Source organism: Aeromonas sp. ASNIH2 (genome assembly GCF_002934795.1).
In the GTDB taxonomy this organism is placed as follows: Bacteria; Pseudomonadota; Gammaproteobacteria; order Enterobacterales; family Aeromonadaceae; genus Aeromonas; species Aeromonas caviae.
The window spans coordinates 2206823-2225000 of sequence record NZ_CP026406.1 but is presented as its reverse complement, the minus strand read 5'-3'; the positions used below and the strand labels follow the sequence as shown (position 1 = coordinate 2225000).

Genomic DNA, 18178 nt, shown 5'->3' with positions numbered 1-18178 from the left:
CCGCCTTGGCTTCATCCATCACCCGCACCACCTTGCCGTGGGGTACCCGTTCATCGGCCTGGATCACCAGGCTTGCCTCGGGCTGCTCCGCCAACAGTCGGGCGAGGGTGGCCTGCACCCGCTCCACATCCACCTGTTTGCGGTCGAGGAAGATCTGCCCCTGAGCGCCGATCGCCAGCATGATGCTGGACGATTTCTGCGCCTTGGCCTGGCTGGCCTGGGGTCTGTGTACCTCAAGCCCGGCTTCGCGCACGAAGGAGGTGGTCACGATGAAGAAGATCAGCATGATGAAGACGATATCCAGCATGGGGGTCATGTCGATCTGCACTTCATCGCGCTGGCGTTTGGATTGCCGTCTCATTGCATTACCTTCTCTTCTCGCAGGCCGTCCCGGGTCTTGGCCAGCGCATGCTTGGCCTGACTCTCGAGCCGGCTAAGTAACAACACGCCGGAGAGGGCCACCACCATGCCTGCCATGGTGGGGATGGTGGCGCGGGAGATCCCGCCCGCCATGCTCTCCGGGTTAAAGCGGTTGGCCGCAGCCAGCGCATCGAATACGCCTATCATGCCGGTCACTGTACCCAGCAACCCCAGCATGGGGCAGAGCACCACCAGGGTGCGGATGAAGATCAGATGACGGTTGAGCGCCAGCTCCACTTCTGCCAGCCAGCGCCCGCGAATCGCGCGAGCGTGCCAGCTGTGACGCTCGCGACGCGCCTGCCAGCGGCCCAGCAGCTGACGCTGCAACGGTGCAAACCCCAAGTTGAGGTAGAGCAGCCGCTCGATCATCAGAATCCACATCAGCACCAGCAAGGCCAGAATGACCCAGAGCACCGGGCCGCCACGGCCCATGAAGCTCTGCAACTGCTGCCAGATGTCGAGCATCATGCTACCCGCTCCACCCTGTCACCATTGCTTTCGGCCCGCTCGGCCAGGATCCCGGCCACCTGCTGTTCCAGCACGTTGGAGAGCTCGGTGAAACGGGACTGCAACAGGCTGTGGGCCAGGATCAGCGGAATGGCCGCTACCAGACCCTGCACCGTGGTGACCAGGGCCATGGAGATGCCGCCCGCCATGATCTTGGGATCGCCGGTACCGAACTGAGTGATGGCCTGGAAGGTGCCGATCATACCGGTCACGGTGCCGAGCAGACCCAGCATGGGGGCTATGGCCGCGATCACCTTGACCATGCCGATGCCGCGCTCCAGGCGAGGGGTCTCCTGCAGGATCGCCTCATCCAGACGCAGTTCGAGGGTCTCCATGCTCAGTTCTGGATGCTTGTCAGCCACCGTCAGCACCCGGCCGAGGGCGTTGTCGGCATGATATTCACCGCTCTTCAGCTGGCGACGAACCCGACCCAGTTCGCGAGAGAGGCTCCACAGCCGTACTCCAGCGATCCCCAGGCCGATGGCTGCCAGCAGCACGATGATGGCGCCGACCTGGCCGCCCTGCTGGACTTGCTGCCAGAAGGTGGGCGCCTGGGCCAGCATATCGAGCAGAACACCGTGGGAGGGATCCAGCGGCAACGCTTCTCCCTCCTGACCCTGATAAGCGGCCACAGCGGAAAGCACGCTGCCTGGCAGGCCCAGCACCGGACTCAGGCCTTCGGCCCCCGGTTGCAAGAAACCAGCATCGCCCAGCAGGGCGAAGCTGCCGATCCGGGTCAACGTCTGCTCGCTGGCAACGCCCTGGGCATCGAGCACCTTGCCGTTGAACTGGGCAATCCGGCCCGATTCGTGGATCTCCTGCAGCAAGGTGGCTGGCAGCAGGGCAAGGGCGGCGCGATCAGGCACCTGTTTATCCTGTGCCATGGTTTTCAGCGGGGCGAGACGATCAGGATACTGGCCCTCGACGGCGGATTCGCTCAGCAACTTGACCGCATCGCTGGCGCCCTGACGGGTGACCGCAAAGATCTCGTTCATGTCGCCGGAGGCCTGCTCCCACTGGGTATTGAGCTCCACCAGCTGCTTTTCATTGGCCGCGAACTGGCTGGCCAGCTCCTTGCTCAGGCGCTGGGCCTCGGCCAGCTTGGCACGGGCACTGCTCAGCTCCCTGGAGACAAACGCCAGATCCTGCTGAGCCTTCTGCTCACGGGCCTGTTCCTGCTGCTGCCAGGCTTCCTCGGCCACGGCGGCTGTGGTGCCCAGAGAGAGTGCGAGGGCAAGGGGTAACCACTTCATGGTGACGCTCATGACTGGGCCTCCTGACCACGGCTGACGGAAAGGGGGACATTCAACAACTGGGGAACCTTCTTGTCGGCAGCCATTTCCAACGCCTCGGCGATGGGGGAGAGCCACTGGCCGTCGAGGGCTTGCCACTGCTTGTGCTCGGCAGACCAGCGCCACGCCTGGGAGCGATCGGCGGTCATCGCCAGCAGGGAGACCCGGCCCAGTGCCAGCACATCGACCCGGCGCGGTGCGCCATCCAGCACCAGCTCGGCGGAATAATGGTCCAGCCTGCTGCCGTATTCGGCTTCAATCTGATAGGCCTGCAATAGCTGGCGGAACTTCTCCGCCTCGCTCACATCGGCTCTGGCCAGCGTCGCTTTCAAGGCAGCAACCCGCGCCAGACGATCCTCCCTGCGCAGCGGGATGTCATCCTGTACCAGCTGTTCCAGATCGGCTTGCATCTGCAGCATCAGGGGGACAAGCCCCTGTCTGGTCTCCTGTACCGCCTCCAACTGCTGGTTCAGCTTGCCCAGCTCGTTTTGCTGATCGGCCACCAGAGACTGCATGTAGTGGTTGTAGGCTTCCAGATCCCGCAGTTGCAGTTGGGCATTTTGCAGCTCAATCCTGGCGGCGACGGCGCCATCGGCGGCTTTCTCCACACGCAGCTGGGAGGCTTTCCCGTCGGCGATACTGTTCTTCAATGCTGGCGCAACCACCTCGTCGGCGGACACGACGCAATGAACGGCCATGGGTAACAAGGCCAGACCCCAAAACTTGTTCATGATATAAATCTTAACAATGATAACTATTCTCATTGTCTCAAAGAGTAGGGTCACTGGCAATCAGATGATTTTCTTGGCCTCTGGCCGAAAAAACAGGATACTTTTTAGACAAGTACGGGAATAACTGGCGTTGGTAGTCGCAACACCATTTTAAATAACTAAAAAATGTCTTTTCGATCAGCAAGATAAGTGATCGAAAAAGGAGACTTACATGTTTAACGATGCGATCTGGGAACACATAGATCGGTTCACCAAGGCGAAGAAGACCAGCGAGATCCAGCAACAACTGGAGCGCTTCAGTCATCAGATGGGGTTTGATTACTTCCGTTTGCTGATTATTTTCCCCATCAGCATGCAGAAATCCCATGTGGCCTTGTTCAACAACTGCCCCACCAGCTGGTTTGATGCCTATTCGGAACGGCACTACCTGACCCAGGATCCGGTCGTCTTCCTGGGACTGAAGCAGACCCAGCCCATTTTCTGGAACAAGCTCGATTGCGATGCCCCCTGGTTGCCCAGCGCCAGCAGGGAGGTGATGAACCTGGCCGCCGACTTCGGGGTGAGGAACGGCGTCTCCTTCCCGCTGCACACGCCGCAGGGGGAACACGGCATCCTCTCTTTCATCAGCAAGGAGAAGTCCAATTCCGATCTGATGTTTGAAAACGTTCCCCTGCTGTCATTCTGCGCCAGCTACATCTTCAACTCGGCCCTGACCCTCATCAAGGCCAGACCAGACCTGATGAAATACCTGGCCGAGCTGTCGGATCGGGAGAAGGAGTGCCTTTTCTGGGCCAGCGAAGGCAAGACCTCCTGGGAGATCGCCACCATCCTCGGCATCAGCGAGCGAACCGTGAACTTCCACCTCAATCAGGTCACCAACAAGACGGACTCGCGCAACCGCAACCAGGCGATCGCCAAGAGCATCTCCAGCGGCATCATTGTGCCTTCCCTGGACGACGTCACCATCACCAACCTGCGGCTGTCATAGCCTGTTTTGCCAAAACAAAAAGAGCCGCAGTGCGGCTCTTTTTTCATTTCCGGCGACGGCTTATTCCACAGTCACGGATTTGGCCAGATTGCGCGGCTGATCCACGTCGGTGCCCTTGATGAGGGCGACGTGGTAGGAGAGCAACTGCAACGGCACGGTATAGACGATCGGCGCGATCATCTCTTCCACGTGGTTCAGGCTCATCACCCGCATGGTCTCGTCGCTCTTGAAACCGGCGTCCGCATCGGCGAACACATAGAGGATACCGCCACGGGCACGCACCTCTTCCACGTTGGACTTGAGCTTCTCCAGCAGATCGTTGTTCGGCGCCACGACGATGATGGGCATCTCGGCATCGATCAGCGCCAGCGGGCCATGCTTCAACTCACCGGCGGCATAGGCCTCGGCGTGGATGTAGGAGATCTCCTTGAGTTTGAGCGCCCCTTCCATGGCGATGGGGTACTGGCTGCCACGACCGAGGAACAGGCTGTGGTGCTTGTCGGCAAACTCTTCGGCCAGAGTCTCGATCTGCTTGGCCAGGGCCAGGCTCTCCTTGATGCGCACAGGCAGGGCTTGCAGCGCCTTGACCAGTTCGGCCTCGGCGGCGGCGCTCAGGTTGCCTCGGCAGTGACCGACGGAGGCCACCAGCATCAGCAGACCGGCCAGCTGGGTGGTGAACGCTTTGGTGGACGCCACCCCGATCTCGGCACCAGCCCGGGTCATGAAGGCCAGGTCGGATTCGCGCACCAGGGAGGAACCCGGTACGTTGCAGATGGCCAGGGAGCTCATGTAACCGGACTCCTTGGCCAACCGCAGGGCGGCCAGGGTATCGGCGGTCTCACCGCTCTGGGAAAGAGTCACCAGCAGGCTGTTGGGACGTACCACCGACTTGCGGTAGCGGAACTCGGAGGCGATCTCCACGTCGCAGGAGACACCGGCGATCTCTTCAAACCAGTAGCGGGCCACCATGCCGGAGTTGTAGGAGGTGCCGCAGGCGACGATCTGGACGTGCTCGACCTTGTCGAAAATGGCGCGGGCGCCGTTGCCGAAGGACTCGACCACCACGTGATCACTGCCCAGGCGGCCTTCCAGGGTGTTGGTGATGGCCTTGGGCTGCTCGTAGATTTCCTTGAGCATGTAGTGTCGGTATTCGCCCTTGTCACCGGCATCGTGGGACAGCTCGGACTCCAGCTCCTCGCGCACCACGGCCTCGCCGTGGGTATCGAAGATGTGCACGTCGCGGCGGGTCACTTCGGCCACATCGCCCTCTTCCAGGAAGATGAAGCGGCGGGTCACCGGCAGCAGGGCCATCTGGTCGGAGGCGATGAAGTTCTCGCCGATGCCGCGGCCGATCACCAGGGGGGAGCCGGAACGGGCCACCACCACGCGGCTGTCGTCACGGCTGTCCATCACCACGGTGCCGTAGGCGCCGCGCAGTTGCTTCACCGCGACCTGCATGGCCGCCAGCAGGCTGGGGGCGGATTTCAGCTCGTGGTGCACCAGGTGGGCGATCACTTCGGTGTCGGTGTCGGAGCTGAACACATAGCCCAGCGCCTTCAACTCTTCCCGCAGCACTTCGTGGTTCTCGATGATACCGTTGTGCACCACCACGATATGCTCGGAGACATGGGGGTGAGCATTGCGCTCGGACGGCTCGCCATGGGTAGCCCAGCGGGTGTGGGCAATGCCGGTACCACCGTGGACGGACTGCTCCTCCAGAGCCTTGGCCAGTTCGGCCACCTTTCCGAGGCGACGCACCCGCTGCAGCGGCTGGTTGGCGCTGAACACGGCGACACCGGCCGAATCGTAGCCACGGTATTCCAGACGGCGCAGGCCCTCTACCAGGATTTCAGCCACATCACGTTGGGCGACGGCCCCGACGATGCCACACATAGACTTCTCCTTGAAACGTAAGACGTTAATTCGGTTGGATAATGGTTTGTTCAGGTCACACGGCCACGGGGGCGCAAATCAGCGTGATCCCCTTGGCCTGAATCTGTTCTCTGGCCGCATTGCTCAGCCCCTCGTCGGTCACCAGGGTATGGATGCCGGACCAGGGCAGCTCGAGATTGGGGATCTTGCGGCCGATCTTCTCCGACTCCACCATGACGATGACTTCCCGCGACACCTCGGCCATGACCCGGGAGAGACCCACCAGCTCGTTGAAGGTGGTGGTGCCTCGCTCAGGGTCTATGCCATCGGCGCCGATAAACAGCTGGTCGAAGTCATAGGAGCGCAACACCTGCTCCGCCACCTGGCCCTGGAAGGATTCGGAGTGGGGATCCCAGGTGCCGCCGGTCATCAGCAGGGTGGGTTCGTTCTCCAGCTCGCGCAGGGCGCCAGCCACGTTGAGGGAGTTGGTCATGACGATAAGGCCGCGCTTGCTGCCCAGCATGGGGATCATGGCGCTGGTGGTGCTGCCGCTGTCGATGATGATGCGGTTGTGATCGCGGATCCGCTCGGCTGCGGCGCGGGCAATGGCCAGCTTTCGCTTCGAAACCTGATCCGGGTTGCTGTCCACCACCATCTCGCTGGGCAGGGGAACGGCACCGCCGTAGCGACGCAGCAACAGGCCACCGGTCTCCAGCACCGCCAGATCCTTGCGGATGGTCACCTCGGAGGTGGAGAAGTGTTTGGCCAGGGCGTCGACACTGACTTCACCCTGTTCCTGTACCAGGCTCACTATGGTGTGGCGACGCTGTTGAGTGTTGCGTTTGGTCATTGTTAAGTTTCGATTCGAAAGAATGGCGAAATATTAATGCCTTTTCGGGAAAAATCAAACGGCAAATAGGATCCGATTTGCTTCGATGCCAGAATGGGCAAGCCGATTTGCGACGAGGACGCCATGCAAAAACGACTCATCTGGCTGGTGGAAGACGAGACCAGCATTGCCGACACCCTGATCTACGCCCTGCAGACCGATGGTTTCGAGGTGGAGTGGTTCCCCCTCGGACAGCCGTTGCTGGCGCGACTGGAACAGACGCAACCCGACTTCCTCATTCTGGATGTGGGACTGCCGGACATCAGCGGCTTCGAGCTGTGCAAGCAGGTGCGGACCCTGACCGACACGCCCCTGATGTTTCTCACCGCCCGCAGCGAGGAGATAGACAGGCTGATCGGGCTGGAGATAGGGGCTGACGACTACGTGGCCAAGCCCTTCTCGCCCCGCGAGGTGTGCGCCAGGGTGCGGGTCATACTGCGCCGCAGCCAACCCAGCGCTCCCCAACCGAGCCAGCTGCTGGTGCTGGATGAGGAGCGGGCCCGCATCTGCTTCCACGGCCAGCCGCTGGCGCTCACCCGCTACGAATACCTGCTGCTCAAGACCCTGATGCTGGCGCCGGGCCGGGTCTACTCCCGCCAGCAGCTGATGGACCTGGTGTGGAGCGGGGCGGAGGAGAGCCTGGATCGCACCGTCGACACCCACATCAAGACCCTGCGCGCCAAGCTGCGGGAGCGGGACCCTGACGCCAACCCGATCCTGACCCACCGCGGGCTGGGCTACAGCCTGGAGCTGGCATGAACTCAGGGTGGCCGGGCACCGGCAGGGGGATGAGATGAGAATCGGATTGCAACTGCTGTGCGGGCTGGTGCTGATCTTCGCCCTGGCCACCTGGTTCGTGCTGGAGATCTTCGTCGAGGAGATCAAGCCCGGGGTGCGCAGCGCCACCGAAGATACACTGGTGGACATGGCCCAGATGCTGGCGCCGCTGGCACTGGACGACATGCAGGAAGGGAAGATGGCGGATGGCAGGCTGGCCAGCGCCTTCGCCCGCCTCAACCAGAGCCCCATCAACGCCCTGATCGACGGTCACCTCAAGCAGCAGGCGGAGTACCGCATCTATGTGGTCGACCGCTGGGGCAAGGTGGTCTACGACTCGGACGGGGTGGATCTCGGCAAGGACTACTCGCGCTGGAACGACGTCTATCTGACCCTGCGGGGCGAATATGGCGCCCGCAGCACCCGCAGCGATCCGGACGACCCCGCCAGCTCGGTGATGCACGTGGCCGCCCCGCTGCGGGAAGGGGAGGTGATCCTCGGCTCCCTCACCGTCGCCAAGCCCAACCGCACCCTGCTGCCCATGATAGAGCGCAGCGAACACCAGCTGCTGCAGGGGGCGGCCCTGCTGCTGTTCATCTCGCTACTCATCGGCGCCCTGCTGGTGTGGTGGCTCAACCGCGCCATCGGCAAGCTGGTGCACTACGCCGATGCGGTCAGCCAGGGTCAGCCCGCCAGCCTGCCGCGCCTCTACAGCCCGGAGCTGGATCGGCTCGGCCGATCCCTGGAAACCATGCGTCGCCAACTGGACGGCAAGGCCTATATCGAAGCCTATGTCCACAGCCTGACCCACGAGCTCAAGAGCCCGCTGGCCGCCATTCGCGGGGCAGGGGAAATACTGACTGAGGCACCGCCGTTAGACGTCGCAAAGCGCTTTATCGGCAACATCAATCTGGAGACGGCCCGCATGCAGCAGCTGATCGAGCGCATGTTGCAGCTGGCCAGACTGGAATCTGGGCAGGGGCTGGACAGACAATCAGTCGAGCCGGCACGACTGGGCAGACGGGTGCTCGACGCCCGCCAGATCCAGGCCCAGCGCCGGCTCTCCCTGCGCGCCGAGCTGGGGGAAGGTCAGAAGCAGAAGTGGGATCCCCTGCTGGTGGAGCAGGCACTTGGCAACCTGCTGGACAACGCCCTCGATTTCGCCCCCATCGGCAGTACCCTGGTGCTGAGCGGCGCCATGGTGGAGGGGGGTTATTGCTTCCGGGTGCGGGATCAGGGTCCAGGCATTCCCGACTTTGCGCTGCCCAGGATTTTCGAGCGTTTCTACTCCCTGCCAAGGCCAGACAAGGGAAAAAGCAGCGGCCTCGGGCTCAGTTTTGCCATGGAGGTGGCACGCCAGCACGGCGGCCATCTTGCTCTTGCCAATCAGCCGGACGGGGGGGTGCTGGCCACACTCTGGCTGCCCGGCAACTGAGGACACTTCACACCAAGCACACAGAGCCGGGCTAAGCTGCAACTCCTCGATGACGACCTTCCCCATCGATGCGCATTCATATTAATCAAGGAGATAGATATGCCCCGTATGCTGTTGTCCGGTCTGCTTGCTGCTGGCCTCTTCTGTGCACTGCCTGCCAGCGCCGCTTCTGGCTGCATGCTGTTTGCCGACGGCACCGGCAAACCCGTCAGCACCCAGGGAGACTGTGCCGCCCAGTTGACCCCGGCCTCCACCTTCAAGATCCCGCTGGCACTGATGGGCTATGACAGCGGCTTCCTGGTGGATGAACAACTGCCGGCCCTGCCGTTCAAGGCCGGTGATCCTGATTTCCTGCCGGAGTGGAAACAGACCACCACCCCGAGCAGCTGGATGCAATTCTCGGTCATCTGGTACTCGCAGCGCCTCACCGAGTGGCTGGGAGAAGCTCGCTTCCAGCACTACGTGGACAGCTTCGACTACGGCAACCGGGATCTCGAAGGCAACCCGGGCAAGCACGACGGTCTGACCCAGGCCTGGCTCAGCGCCAGCCTCGCCATCAGCCCCCAGGAGCAAGCCCGCTTCCTTGGCAAGATGGTGAGCGGCAAGCTGCCGGTCTCCGCCAAGACCCTGCGCCATACCGCCAACCTGATGCGTCAGCCCGACATCGACGGTTGGCAGATCCACGGCAAGACCGGCATGGGTTACCCCAAGCTGCTGGATGGCAGCCTGGACAGGGAGCAGCAGATCGGCTGGTTCGTCGGCTGGGCCAGCAAACAGGACAAGACGCTCATCTTCGTCCACACCGTCATCCAGATGCCGGGCAAGCAGTTCGCTTCCCTCAGGGCCAGGGAGGAGGTGTTCGCCGCCCTGCCGGCCCGGTTGAAGACACTCTGATGCCAGCAACACCGGCGCCTGGCGCCGGTTTTTTTATCCCCCTTCACCACCGCTTCACACTGCCCCATCCTCCCTTCACGCGACCCCGGCACACTCCCGTTCAACAACAAGGAGACGTGTCATGGTCAAACAGATTTTCACCCACAAGATCGCCCTGCTGCTGTTGCTCTGCCTGCTGATGATGATTCCGGTTCACGCCATCATGGAGCTGAATCGGGAGCGCCAGGCCTATCGCAGTCAGGCCATTCACAGCATCATGGCCAGCCACAGCGGGCCCCAGCGCCTGATGGGGCCCGTACTGGTGCAGCCCTATACCCGGGCCGTCACCGTCGAGCAGGATGGCAAACATTTCGAGCGCAAGGAGCAGGTCTATCGCTACCTGCTGCCCAAGAGGCTGGACGTGCGGGCCAGCATGGAGGTGACCCCGCGCAAGCTCGGCATCTATCAGGCCCAGATTTATCACAGTCGCCTCTCCCTCTCCGGCCTGATGCCCACCAGCCTGGCTGACAAGGGACTGGTGGCCGGCAACCCGAACCTGAGCTTCGACCCGGCGGATCCCGCCCTGGTGCCGGGCAAACCCTATCTCAGCCTGATCCTCTCCGATGCCCGGGGTATCAGCCGCGTACCCGAACTGCAATGGGGGGAGCAACGCATCCCGTTTGCCCCTGGCGCCCAGCTGGGGGACGGGCGAGTGGGGATCCATGCCCCGCTCGACGCCTTGCCAGACGAAGATGGCCGCTTTCACATCGAGCTGGATCTGCAGGGCATGAACGCGCTGGAAGTGGTGCCGCTCGGACAGGACAGCCGGTTTCACCTGAGCGGCAACTGGCCCCATCCCAATTTTCTCGGCGACTTTCTGCCCGGTGAACGCACCCTTGCGGATCAAGGGTTCGAGGCAAGCTGGCAGACCAGCTGGTTCGCCACCGACATGGAGAGCCGCTTCAACCGCATGATGAAGGGAGCGGGCACCAAACTGCCGTCATTCAGCGTCAGCCTGGTGCAACCGGTGGATCACTATCAGCTGAACGAGCGTGCCGCCAAATATGCCCTGCTGTTCATCGGCCTCACCTTCATCAGCTTCTTCATGTTCGAGCTGCTCAAGGGGCTGCGGGTACACCCCATCCAGTACGCGCTGGTGGGCATGGGGCTGGCCATCTTCTATCTGGTGCTGCTGGCGCTGACTGAGCATCTCGGCTTTGTCTGGGCCTATCTCATTGCCGCCCTAGCCAGTGTGGCCCTCAACGGCTTTTACCTGAGCCATGTGCTGGGCGGCCCGAAACAGGGCATGGGATTCGCCGCCCTGCTGGGGCTGGTCTACGCCATTCTGTTCGGGCTGCTGCAGGCCGAGGAGACAGCCCTGTTGCTCGGCGCCCTGCTGCTGTTCGCCACCCTGGCGCTTGTCATGGGGCTGACTCGCAAGCTCGACTGGTATCAGGTGATGGAGAGCAGTCCCTCCGCCACCGCATGGGCGGCCCCCCAGCCATCGACCAGTAACATCAGCCATCAGCCATAAGCAAAAAAACCGGCGCCCTCGGGCGCCGGTTTGCATTTCATTGATCGGGCATCACTTCTTCTTGACCGGACGGGGCCAGTTCGGAATGTGGCGCTGGGGCACCCGGGTGATCACCAGCTCGTTTTCCGCCACATCCTTGGTGATGGTGGAGCCGGCCCCCAGAGTCGCCCCCTTGCCGATCCTCACCGGCGCCACCAGTTGGGTATCGGAGCCGACGAAGACATCGTCCTCGATGATGGTCTGGAACTTGTTCACCCCGTCGTAATTGCAGGTGATGGTGCCGGCACCGATGTTCACCTTGGCACCGATCTCCGCATCGCCCAGATAGGTCAGATGACCGCACTTCGAGCCCACCCCCAGCCGGGCCTTCTTCATCTCGACGAAGTTGCCGACATGGGCATCCTGCTCCAGCACGGCACCCGGGCGCAGGCGGGTAAAGGGCCCGACCGAGCACTGGTCGGCAATTTGCGCACCTTCGATGACGGAGTAAGGTTTCACCTCGGAGTGGTCGCCGATCACGCAATCCTTCAATACGCTGCCGGCACCGATGCGCACGTGATTGCCCAGCACCACCTTGCCTTCGATGATGACGTTGACGTCGATCACCACCTCCTCCCCGATTTCCAGGGAACCCCGCAGATCGAAACGGGCCGGATCGATCAGGGTGGCGCCAGCGATCATCAGCTTCTCGGCCTGCATCTGCTGGTAGCTGCGCTCGAGCGCCGCCAGCTGCACCCGGTTGTTGGCCCCTTCCACTTCCATGGCGCTGTCCGGGTGGACGGCGGCGATGGCACAGCCATCCCCATGGGCCATGGCGATGACGTCGGTCAGATAGAACTCGCCCTGGGCATTCTTGTTGTCCAGGCGGGACAGCCAGCTACGCAGCTGACCACCGTTGGCCACCAGCACGCCGGTGTTCACTTCGCGGATGGCAAGTTGCTCGACGTTGGCATCCTTCTGCTCGACAATGCCGACCACCTGACCATGTTCCCGCACGATGCGGCCATAGCCGGTCGGGTTGTCCAGTACCACGGTCAGCAGCGCCATGCCATCGTCGGCCTTGGCGGCCAGCAGCCGTTGCAGGGTCTCGGGCTGGATCAGCGGGGTATCGCCGTAGAGCACCAGCACGTCGTCTTCGTCATGCCAGAACGGAATGGCCTGGGCGACGGCATGGCCGGTCCCCAGTTGCTGGGCCTGCAGCACCCAGTTCACATCTTCCGCGACGATCCGCTCCTTGAGCAGCTCGGCACCGTGGCCATAGACCAGGTGCAACTGTTCGGCACCAATCTGGCGAGCGGTATCGATCACATGGGAGACCATGGGCTTGTTGGCCACGGGGTGCAGCACCTTGGGCAGGGAGGAACGCATGCGGGTGCCTTTGCCCGCAGCCAGGATCACGACATTGAGAGACATAGCTAGCCTTTGAAACAGGTGGAAATGCTGGGCGGAGTCTATCCAACGGGCAAAAAAAAAGCGACCCGAAGGTCGCTTTTTGCATCACCGTGATTAACGGTAATTCTTTTTGACGATATCGATAACCCGCAACTGGGCCATCGCTTTGGCCAGCTCGGCAGACGCCTGAGCATAGTCGATATCACCATGGGAGCTGTTGATCCGCTCTTCGGCACGACGCTTGGCTTCCTGGGCTTTCGCCTCATCCAGATCGTCGGCGCGAATGGCGGTATCGGCCAGCACGGTCACAGCTTCGGGTTGTACTTCCAGCATGCCGCCGGAGATGTACAGCACCTCTTCGCTACCATTTTGCTTGATCAAGCGGACCAGGCCCGGCTTGATGGCAGTCAGCAACGGAGCATGACCGTGGCGGAGACCCAGCTCACCTTCGGAGCCTGATACCTGGGCAGATTGCACGCGACCGGAAAACAGTTTTCCTTCGGCGCTCACCACATCCAGGTGAAAGGAGATCATCTCAGCCATGGGCCCTCCTATCGAGGCTTACAGTTTCTTGGACTTCTCGACGACTTCGTCGATGCCGCCAACCATGTAGAACGCCTGCTCCGGCAGATCGTCATACTCGCCCTTCAGGATGCCCTGGAAGCCACGGATGGTTTCCTTCAGCGGCACGTATTTGCCCGGAGAACCGGTAAATACTTCGGCCACGAAGAACGGCTGGGACAGGAAACGCTCGATCTTACGGGCACGGGCTACGGTCAGTTTGTCTTCTTCTGACAGTTCATCCATACCCAGGATGGCGATGATGTCCTTCAGCTCCTTGTAGCGCTGCAGTACGGTCTGGACACCACGAGCGGTCTCGTAGTGCTCCTTGCCAACCACCAGCGGATCCAGCTGACGGGAGGTGGAGTCCAGCGGGTCAACGGCCGGGTAGATACCCAGTGCCGCGATCTGACGGGACAGTACGACGGTCGCATCCAGGTGGGCGAAGGTGGTCGCCGGAGACGGGTCGGTCAAGTCATCCGCAGGCACGTAAACGGCCTGTACGGAGGTGATGGAACCGGTCTTGGTGGAGGTGATGCGCTCTTGCAGAACACCCATCTCCTCGGCCAGGGTCGGCTGGTAACCTACTGCGGAGGGCATACGGCCCAGCAGTGCGGATACTTCGGTACCGGCCAGGGTGTAACGGTAGATGTTGTCCACGAAGAACAGCACGTCACGACCTTCGTCACGGAACTTCTCGGCCATGGTCAGGCCGGTCAGCGCCACGCGCAGACGGTTTCCGGGCGGCTCGTTCATCTGACCGTAAACCAGAGATACTTTGTCCAGTACGTTGGACTCCATCATCTCGTGGTAGAAGTCGTTACCCTCACGGGTACGCTCACCTACACCGGCGAACACGGAGTAACCGCTGTGCTCGATCGCGATGTTACGGATCAGCTCCATCATGTTGACGGTCTTGCCTACACCGGCGCCGCCGAACAGACCAACCTTACCACCCTTGGCGAACGGACATACCAGGTCGATAACCTTGATGCCGGTCTCCAGCAGCTCGGTGCTGTTGGACTGATCTTCGTAGCTGGGGGCTTCGCGGTGGATGGACCAACGCTCTTCTTCGCCGATCGGACCCTTCTCGTCGATGGGGTCGCCCAGTACGTTCATGATACGGCCCAGGGTCGAGGTACCGACCGGTACCTGGATGGCCTTGCCGCTGTTAACTACTTCCAACCCACGACGCAGACCGTCGGAGGAACCCATGGTGATGCAACGCACGACGCCGCCGCCGATCTGTTGCTGAACTTCCAGTACCAGACCCTGGCCTTGGCCTTCGCTGACAACCTTCAGTGCATCGTACACCTGGGGCACGGCATTCTGCGGGAACTCGATGTCCACCACAGCGCCGATGATTTGGACGATGAAACCGTTACTCATGTCAAATCCTCTAAACCTTTGATAACCCTTGCCTTACACCGCAGCAGCACCGGAAACGATCTCTGTGAGCTCCTGGGTAATACTGGCCTGACGGGCCTTGTTGTATACCAGTTGCAGATCGTTAATCAGGTTGCCGGCGTTGTCAGTCGCGGCTTGCATGGCAACCATTCGGGCTGCCTGTTCACTTGCCAAGTTTTCTACCACACCCTGGTAGACCTGGGATTCGACGTAGCGAATCAGCAGGGTATCCAGCAGTTGCTTGGGATCCGGCTCATAGAGGTAGTCCCAGTGGTGCTTCTTGGCGAGCTTGCTGTCTTCTGTTACGGGCAAAGGCAGCAGTTGATCGACTTTTGGTTGCTGAACCATGGTGTTGACGAACTTGTTGTACACCAGATAAAGCCTGTCAATCTCACCGTTGTCGTAAGCCTTCAGCATGACCTTCACTGAACCGATCAGGTCATTGACGCTCGGGTTGTCACCCAGTCCGGAGACATGGGCTTTCACCTTGGCGCCGTGCCGTTCAAAGAAGTTGGAGGCCTTGTTACCGATCAATGCCAGGTCAACCTTGGCACCTTTCGCGCTCCATTGCTTCATATCATTGAGGGCAGCCTTGAACAGGTTGATGTTCAGACCACCACACAGGCCACGGTCGGTGGAGACGACGATGTAACCCACTCGCTTCACCTCACGTTCGATGAGGTAGGGGTGCTTGTATTCCAAGTTCCCCTGAGCGATATGGCCGATCACCTTGCGCATGGTTTCAGCGTACGGACGGCTGGCAGACATGCGTTCCTGCGCACGGCGCATCTTGCTCGCTGCCACCATTTCCATAGCGCTGGTGATCTTCTGAGTGTTCTTCACACTCCCGATCTTGTTACGTATCTCTTTTGCGCCGGCCATCTCTTCTCTCCATCAGGTGGCAGCTTGCGCTGCCACACACGCTTACCAGGTCTGGGTTGCCTTGAAGTCATCCAGCAACGCAGTCAGCTTGCCAACGATCGCGTCGTTGTAGTCGGCCTTGGCATTGATTTCAGCCATCAGCTCGGCATGCTGGGTATTGGCGTAAGAGAGCAGAGCGGCTTCGAAGTCGACGATCTTGCTCAGTTCGACATCGGCGAGATAACCCTTCTCGGCGGCGAACAGCACCAGGGACTGCTGGGCCACGCTCATCGGAGAGTACTGCTTCTGCTTCATCAGCTCGGTGACTTTCTGACCGTGATCCAGCTGCTTGCGAGTAGCATCGTCCAGGTCGGAAGAGAACTGGGCAAATGCCGCCAGTTCGCGGTACTGGGCCAGCGCGGTACGGATACCACCGGACAGCTTCTTGACGATCTTGGTCTGAGCAGCACCGCCCACACGGGATACGGAGATACCCGGGTCAACCGCCGGACGAATACCGGAGTTGAACAGCTGGGAGGTCAGGAAGATCTGGCCGTCGGTGATGGAGATCACGTTGGTCGGAACGAACGCGGAGACGTCACCGGCCTGGGTTTCGATGATCGGCAGGGCGGTCAGGGAACCGGTCTGGCCTTTCACGGCACCGTTGGTGAACTTCTCTACGTACTCGGCGTTGACGCGAGCAGCACGCTCCAGCAGACGGGAGTGCAGATAGAAGACGTCACCCGGGTAAGCTTCACGTCCAGGCGGACGGCGCAGCAGCAGGGAGATCTGGCGATAGGCAACGGCCTGCTTGGACAGGTCATCATAGATGATCAGTGCGTCTTCGCCGCGGTCACGGAAGTACTCGCCCATGGAGCAACCGGCGTAGGGAGCCAGATACTGCAGAGCAGCCGCTTCGGAGGCAGAAGCCACGACCACGATGGTGTTGGCTAGGGCGCCGTGCTCTTCCAGCTTGCGCACCACGTTGGCGATGGTGGAGGCCTTCTGGCCGATCGCAACGTAGACGCACTTAATGCCGGAATCTTTCTGGTTGATGATGGTGTCGATGGCGATGGCGGTCTTACCAACCTGGCGGTCACCGATGATCAGCTCACGCTGGCCACGACCGATAGGGATCATGGCATCGATGGCTTTCAGACCGGTCTGGACTGGCTGGTCAACAGACTTACGCTCGATAACGCCCGGGGCGATCACTTCGATCGGCGAGAAGCCGTCGTTGTCTACCGGACCCTTACCGTCGATCGGCTGACCCAGGGTGTTGACCACCCGGCCCAACAGACCACGACCGACCGGCACTTCCAGAATGCGGCCGGTACCCTTTACCTTCATCCCTTCGGCCAGATCGGCATAGGGACCCATTACTACGGCACCAACGGAGTCACGCTCCAGGTTCAATGCCAGAGCGAAGCGGTTGCCCGGCAGCTCGATCATCTCACCCTGCATGGCATCGGCCAGACCGTGGATACGAATGATACCGTCGCTTACAGAAACGATGGTACCTTCGTTACGCGCTTCGCTTTTGACATCAAACTGCGCAATGCGCTGCTTGATCAGCTCGGCGATTTCAGTGGAATTCAGTTGCATGCTCTAATACCCCAATCAAGATTGCAGCGCATCGGCCATGCGATCCAGCTTACCGCGGACCGTGCCGTCGATAACGAGATCACCGGCCTTGATGAGCACCCCGGCCATCAAGGACGCATCTGTGCTGCAATTCAGCTTCACTTTGCGCGCGAGACGTTGTTCCAGAGAAGCCTGAATATTGGCTTTCTGCTGGTCGGTCAGTTCGATCGCCGAAATCACGTCAGCCTGAACTTCTTTGTCCAGTTCAGCCTTGAGCGCGACGAATTCGGCAACGACCGCCGGCAGCACACCCAAGCGACCATTCTCGGCCATCACCCGGATCAGGTTCTGACCGTGCTCGTTGAGCTGCTCACCGCAGACACCGACAAACAGCTTTGCCAGTTCTTCGGCAGCAACGGAGCCGTTTACCAGGCTGTGCATGGTCTCGTTTTCTGCCACCTGAGCGGCGAAATCGAGCATCTCCAGCCATTGGTCAACCGCCTTGTGCTCAACGGCAAACTCGAAAGCAGCCTTGGCGTAGGGGCGAGCGATTGTAGTCAGTTCAGACATAGCCCCGTTCCCGTTACAGTTCTGCTACCAGTTTGTCGACGATGTCGCTGTTGGCAGCCTGGTCGATTTGGCGTGCCAGGATCTTCTCTGCACCCGCGATGGCAAGAGCAGCAACCTGCTTGCGCAGTTCTTCTTTGGCACGATGACGTTCAGCTTCGATCTCTGCACGGCCCTGAGCCAGGATTTTCTCCCGCTCAGCTTGGGCTCCGACAGCGGCCTCATCAATGATCTGGGCCTTGCGTTTGTTGGCCTGATCGATGATTTCAGCAGCCTGAAGCTTGGCTTCTTTCAGCTGATCGGTGGCGTTGGCCTTGGCCAGCTCCAGATCTTTCTTGGCACGCTCTGCAGAAGAGAGGCCGTCAGCGATTTCTTTCTGACGGGCTTCGATGGCAGCCATCAGCGGCGGCCATACGTACTTCATGCAAAACACTACGAAGATGAAAAAAGCAACTGCTTGGCCGAGGAGGGTGGCGTTGATATTCACA

At 60.9% G+C, this 18178-nt stretch carries 18 protein-coding genes (1 of these 18 only partly in view); 5 read left to right on the top strand and 13 right to left on the bottom strand.

The window, feature by feature from the left end:
• The 4 genes in view from C3F36_RS10430 to C3F36_RS10415 are tightly spaced (each overlapping or abutting the next) and all read right to left on the bottom strand, a layout consistent with a single transcriptional unit that may run on beyond the window.
• Nucleotides 1–361: the 5' portion of an ExbD/TolR family protein gene (locus tag C3F36_RS10430; protein WP_069651569.1), read on the bottom strand. Its footprint begins 41 nt before the window's first position; only the first 361 of its 402 coding nucleotides appear in the window; it begins with the start codon at nt 359–361; the stop codon falls past the left edge of the window.
• Nucleotides 358–888 carry a MotA/TolQ/ExbB proton channel family protein gene (locus tag C3F36_RS10425; RefSeq protein ID WP_104455026.1) on the bottom strand — a complete coding sequence of 177 codons (531 nt, stop codon included), beginning with the start codon at nt 886–888 and terminating at the stop codon, nt 358–360. Before C3F36_RS10425 ends, C3F36_RS10430 begins: the two co-directional genes overlap by 4 nt.
• Nucleotides 885–2192: a MotA/TolQ/ExbB proton channel family protein gene (locus tag C3F36_RS10420; RefSeq protein WP_104455025.1), complete on the bottom strand. Its 1308-nt coding sequence runs from the start codon at nt 2190–2192 to the stop codon at nt 885–887. The genes C3F36_RS10425 and C3F36_RS10420 overlap by 4 nt, the downstream gene beginning before the upstream one ends.
• Nucleotides 2189–2950, bottom strand: coding sequence for a DUF3450 domain-containing protein (locus C3F36_RS10415; protein WP_185975495.1), 762 nt, complete (start codon nt 2948–2950; stop codon nt 2189–2191). The genes C3F36_RS10420 and C3F36_RS10415 overlap by 4 nt, the downstream gene beginning before the upstream one ends.
• A 211-nt stretch (nt 2951–3161) precedes the next feature.
• Between C3F36_RS10415 and C3F36_RS10410 the strand changes: the two genes are divergently transcribed.
• Nucleotides 3162–3938: a LuxR family transcriptional regulator gene (locus C3F36_RS10410; RefSeq protein ID WP_010672236.1), complete on the top strand. Its 777-nt coding sequence runs from the start codon at nt 3162–3164 to the stop codon at nt 3936–3938.
• Between the two features lie 60 nt (nt 3939–3998).
• Here the strand turns inward: C3F36_RS10410 and glmS are convergent, their stop codons facing one another.
• Together glmS and C3F36_RS10400 are read right to left on the bottom strand one after the other, a co-directional pair.
• The gene (glmS, locus tag C3F36_RS10405; protein ID WP_104455024.1) at nt 3999–5831 is read right to left on the bottom strand and encodes a glutamine--fructose-6-phosphate transaminase (isomerizing); all 1833 of its coding nucleotides are present in this window, start codon (nt 5829–5831) and stop codon (nt 3999–4001) included.
• 55 nt (nt 5832–5886) lie between these two features.
• Nucleotides 5887–6660, bottom strand: a complete 774-nt coding sequence (locus tag C3F36_RS10400) for a DeoR/GlpR family DNA-binding transcription regulator (protein WP_104455023.1) — start codon at nt 6658–6660, stop codon at nt 5887–5889.
• Between the two features lie 123 nt (nt 6661–6783).
• On the opposite strand from C3F36_RS10400, the gene blrA reads away from it, so the two are divergent.
• The 4 genes from blrA (at nt 6784) to creD (ending at nt 11318) form a co-directional block, all read left to right on the top strand.
• Nucleotides 6784–7458: a beta-lactam response regulator transcription factor BlrA gene (blrA, locus tag C3F36_RS10395; protein WP_104456031.1), complete on the top strand. Its 675-nt coding sequence runs from the start codon at nt 6784–6786 to the stop codon at nt 7456–7458.
• Nucleotides 7459–7492: 34 nt separating this feature from the next.
• The gene (gene blrB, locus C3F36_RS10390; RefSeq protein WP_104456030.1) at nt 7493–8911 is read left to right on the top strand and encodes a beta-lactam sensor histidine kinase BlrB; all 1419 of its coding nucleotides are present in this window, start codon (nt 7493–7495) and stop codon (nt 8909–8911) included.
• Between the two features lie 99 nt (nt 8912–9010).
• Entirely contained in the window at nt 9011–9805 is a 795-nt protein-coding gene (gene blaOXA, locus C3F36_RS10385; RefSeq protein WP_104455022.1) for a class D beta-lactamase, read from the top strand.
• 121 nt (nt 9806–9926) lie between these two features.
• Entirely contained in the window at nt 9927–11318 is a 1392-nt protein-coding gene (gene creD / locus C3F36_RS10380; RefSeq protein WP_104455021.1) for a cell envelope integrity protein CreD, read from the top strand.
• 51 nt (nt 11319–11369) lie between these two features.
• On the opposite strand, the gene glmU is transcribed toward creD, so the two are convergent.
• The 7 genes from glmU to atpF all read right to left on the bottom strand — a co-directional run bounded on the left by glmU (nt 11370) and on the right by atpF (nt 18177).
• Nucleotides 11370–12731 (bottom strand): bifunctional UDP-N-acetylglucosamine diphosphorylase/glucosamine-1-phosphate N-acetyltransferase GlmU, encoded by a 1362-nt coding sequence (gene glmU, locus C3F36_RS10375; RefSeq protein WP_104455020.1) that lies wholly within the window; start codon nt 12729–12731, stop codon nt 11370–11372.
• Nucleotides 12732–12824: 93 nt separating this feature from the next.
• Complete coding sequence (locus tag C3F36_RS10370; RefSeq protein ID WP_010672259.1) at nt 12825–13253, bottom strand: F0F1 ATP synthase subunit epsilon; 429 nt, start codon at nt 13251–13253, stop codon at nt 12825–12827.
• 18 nt (nt 13254–13271) lie between these two features.
• Nucleotides 13272–14660, bottom strand: coding sequence for a F0F1 ATP synthase subunit beta (gene atpD, locus C3F36_RS10365; protein WP_010672260.1), 1389 nt, complete (start codon nt 14658–14660; stop codon nt 13272–13274).
• 33 nt (nt 14661–14693) lie between these two features.
• Nucleotides 14694–15560 (bottom strand): F0F1 ATP synthase subunit gamma, encoded by an 867-nt coding sequence (gene atpG / locus C3F36_RS10360; protein ID WP_010672261.1) that lies wholly within the window; start codon nt 15558–15560, stop codon nt 14694–14696.
• A gap of 42 nt (nt 15561–15602) precedes the next feature.
• Complete coding sequence (gene atpA, locus C3F36_RS10355) at nt 15603–17144, bottom strand: F0F1 ATP synthase subunit alpha (RefSeq protein ID WP_010672262.1); 1542 nt, start codon at nt 17142–17144, stop codon at nt 15603–15605.
• 15 nt (nt 17145–17159) lie between these two features.
• The gene (atpH, locus tag C3F36_RS10350; RefSeq protein WP_010672263.1) at nt 17160–17693 is read right to left on the bottom strand and encodes a F0F1 ATP synthase subunit delta; all 534 of its coding nucleotides are present in this window, start codon (nt 17691–17693) and stop codon (nt 17160–17162) included.
• 13 nt (nt 17694–17706) lie between these two features.
• A complete protein-coding gene (gene atpF / locus C3F36_RS10345; RefSeq protein WP_010672264.1) occupies nt 17707–18177 on the bottom strand; it encodes a F0F1 ATP synthase subunit B in 471 nt (156 codons plus the stop codon).
• Nucleotide 18178 lies beyond the last annotated feature (1 nt).

Excerpts from the sequence above, each read along its gene's own strand:
- C3F36_RS10425 (WP_104455026.1), bottom strand. The coding sequence starts at position 888 with ATGATGCTCGACATCTGGCAGCAGTTGCAGAGCTTCATGGGCCGTGGC.
- C3F36_RS10370 (WP_010672259.1), bottom strand. The coding sequence starts at position 13,253 with ATGGCTGAGATGATCTCCTTTCACCTGGATGTGGTGAGCGCCGAAGGA.
- blrB (WP_104456030.1), top strand. The coding sequence starts at position 7,493 with ATGAGAATCGGATTGCAACTGCTGTGCGGGCTGGTGCTGATCTTCGCC.
- glmU (WP_104455020.1), bottom strand. The coding sequence starts at position 12,731 with ATGTCTCTCAATGTCGTGATCCTGGCTGCGGGCAAAGGCACCCGCATG.
- C3F36_RS10415 (WP_185975495.1), bottom strand. The coding sequence starts at position 2,950 with ATGAACAAGTTTTGGGGTCTGGCCTTGTTACCCATGGCCGTTCATTGC.
- atpH (WP_010672263.1), bottom strand. The coding sequence starts at position 17,693 with ATGTCTGAACTGACTACAATCGCTCGCCCCTACGCCAAGGCTGCTTTC.
- blrA (WP_104456031.1), top strand. The coding sequence starts at position 6,784 with ATGCAAAAACGACTCATCTGGCTGGTGGAAGACGAGACCAGCATTGCC.
- blaOXA (WP_104455022.1), top strand. The coding sequence starts at position 9,011 with ATGCCCCGTATGCTGTTGTCCGGTCTGCTTGCTGCTGGCCTCTTCTGT.
- C3F36_RS10400 (WP_104455023.1), bottom strand. The coding sequence starts at position 6,660 with ATGACCAAACGCAACACTCAACAGCGTCGCCACACCATAGTGAGCCTG.
- atpG (WP_010672261.1), bottom strand. The coding sequence starts at position 15,560 with ATGGCCGGCGCAAAAGAGATACGTAACAAGATCGGGAGTGTGAAGAAC.
- glmS (WP_104455024.1), bottom strand. The coding sequence starts at position 5,831 with ATGTGTGGCATCGTCGGGGCCGTCGCCCAACGTGATGTGGCTGAAATC.
- atpA (WP_010672262.1), bottom strand. The coding sequence starts at position 17,144 with ATGCAACTGAATTCCACTGAAATCGCCGAGCTGATCAAGCAGCGCATT.
- C3F36_RS10420 (WP_104455025.1), bottom strand. The coding sequence starts at position 2,192 with ATGAGCGTCACCATGAAGTGGTTACCCCTTGCCCTCGCACTCTCTCTG.
- C3F36_RS10410 (WP_010672236.1), top strand. The coding sequence starts at position 3,162 with ATGTTTAACGATGCGATCTGGGAACACATAGATCGGTTCACCAAGGCG.
- atpD (WP_010672260.1), bottom strand. The coding sequence starts at position 14,660 with ATGAGTAACGGTTTCATCGTCCAAATCATCGGCGCTGTGGTGGACATC.
- creD (WP_104455021.1), top strand. The coding sequence starts at position 9,927 with ATGGTCAAACAGATTTTCACCCACAAGATCGCCCTGCTGCTGTTGCTC.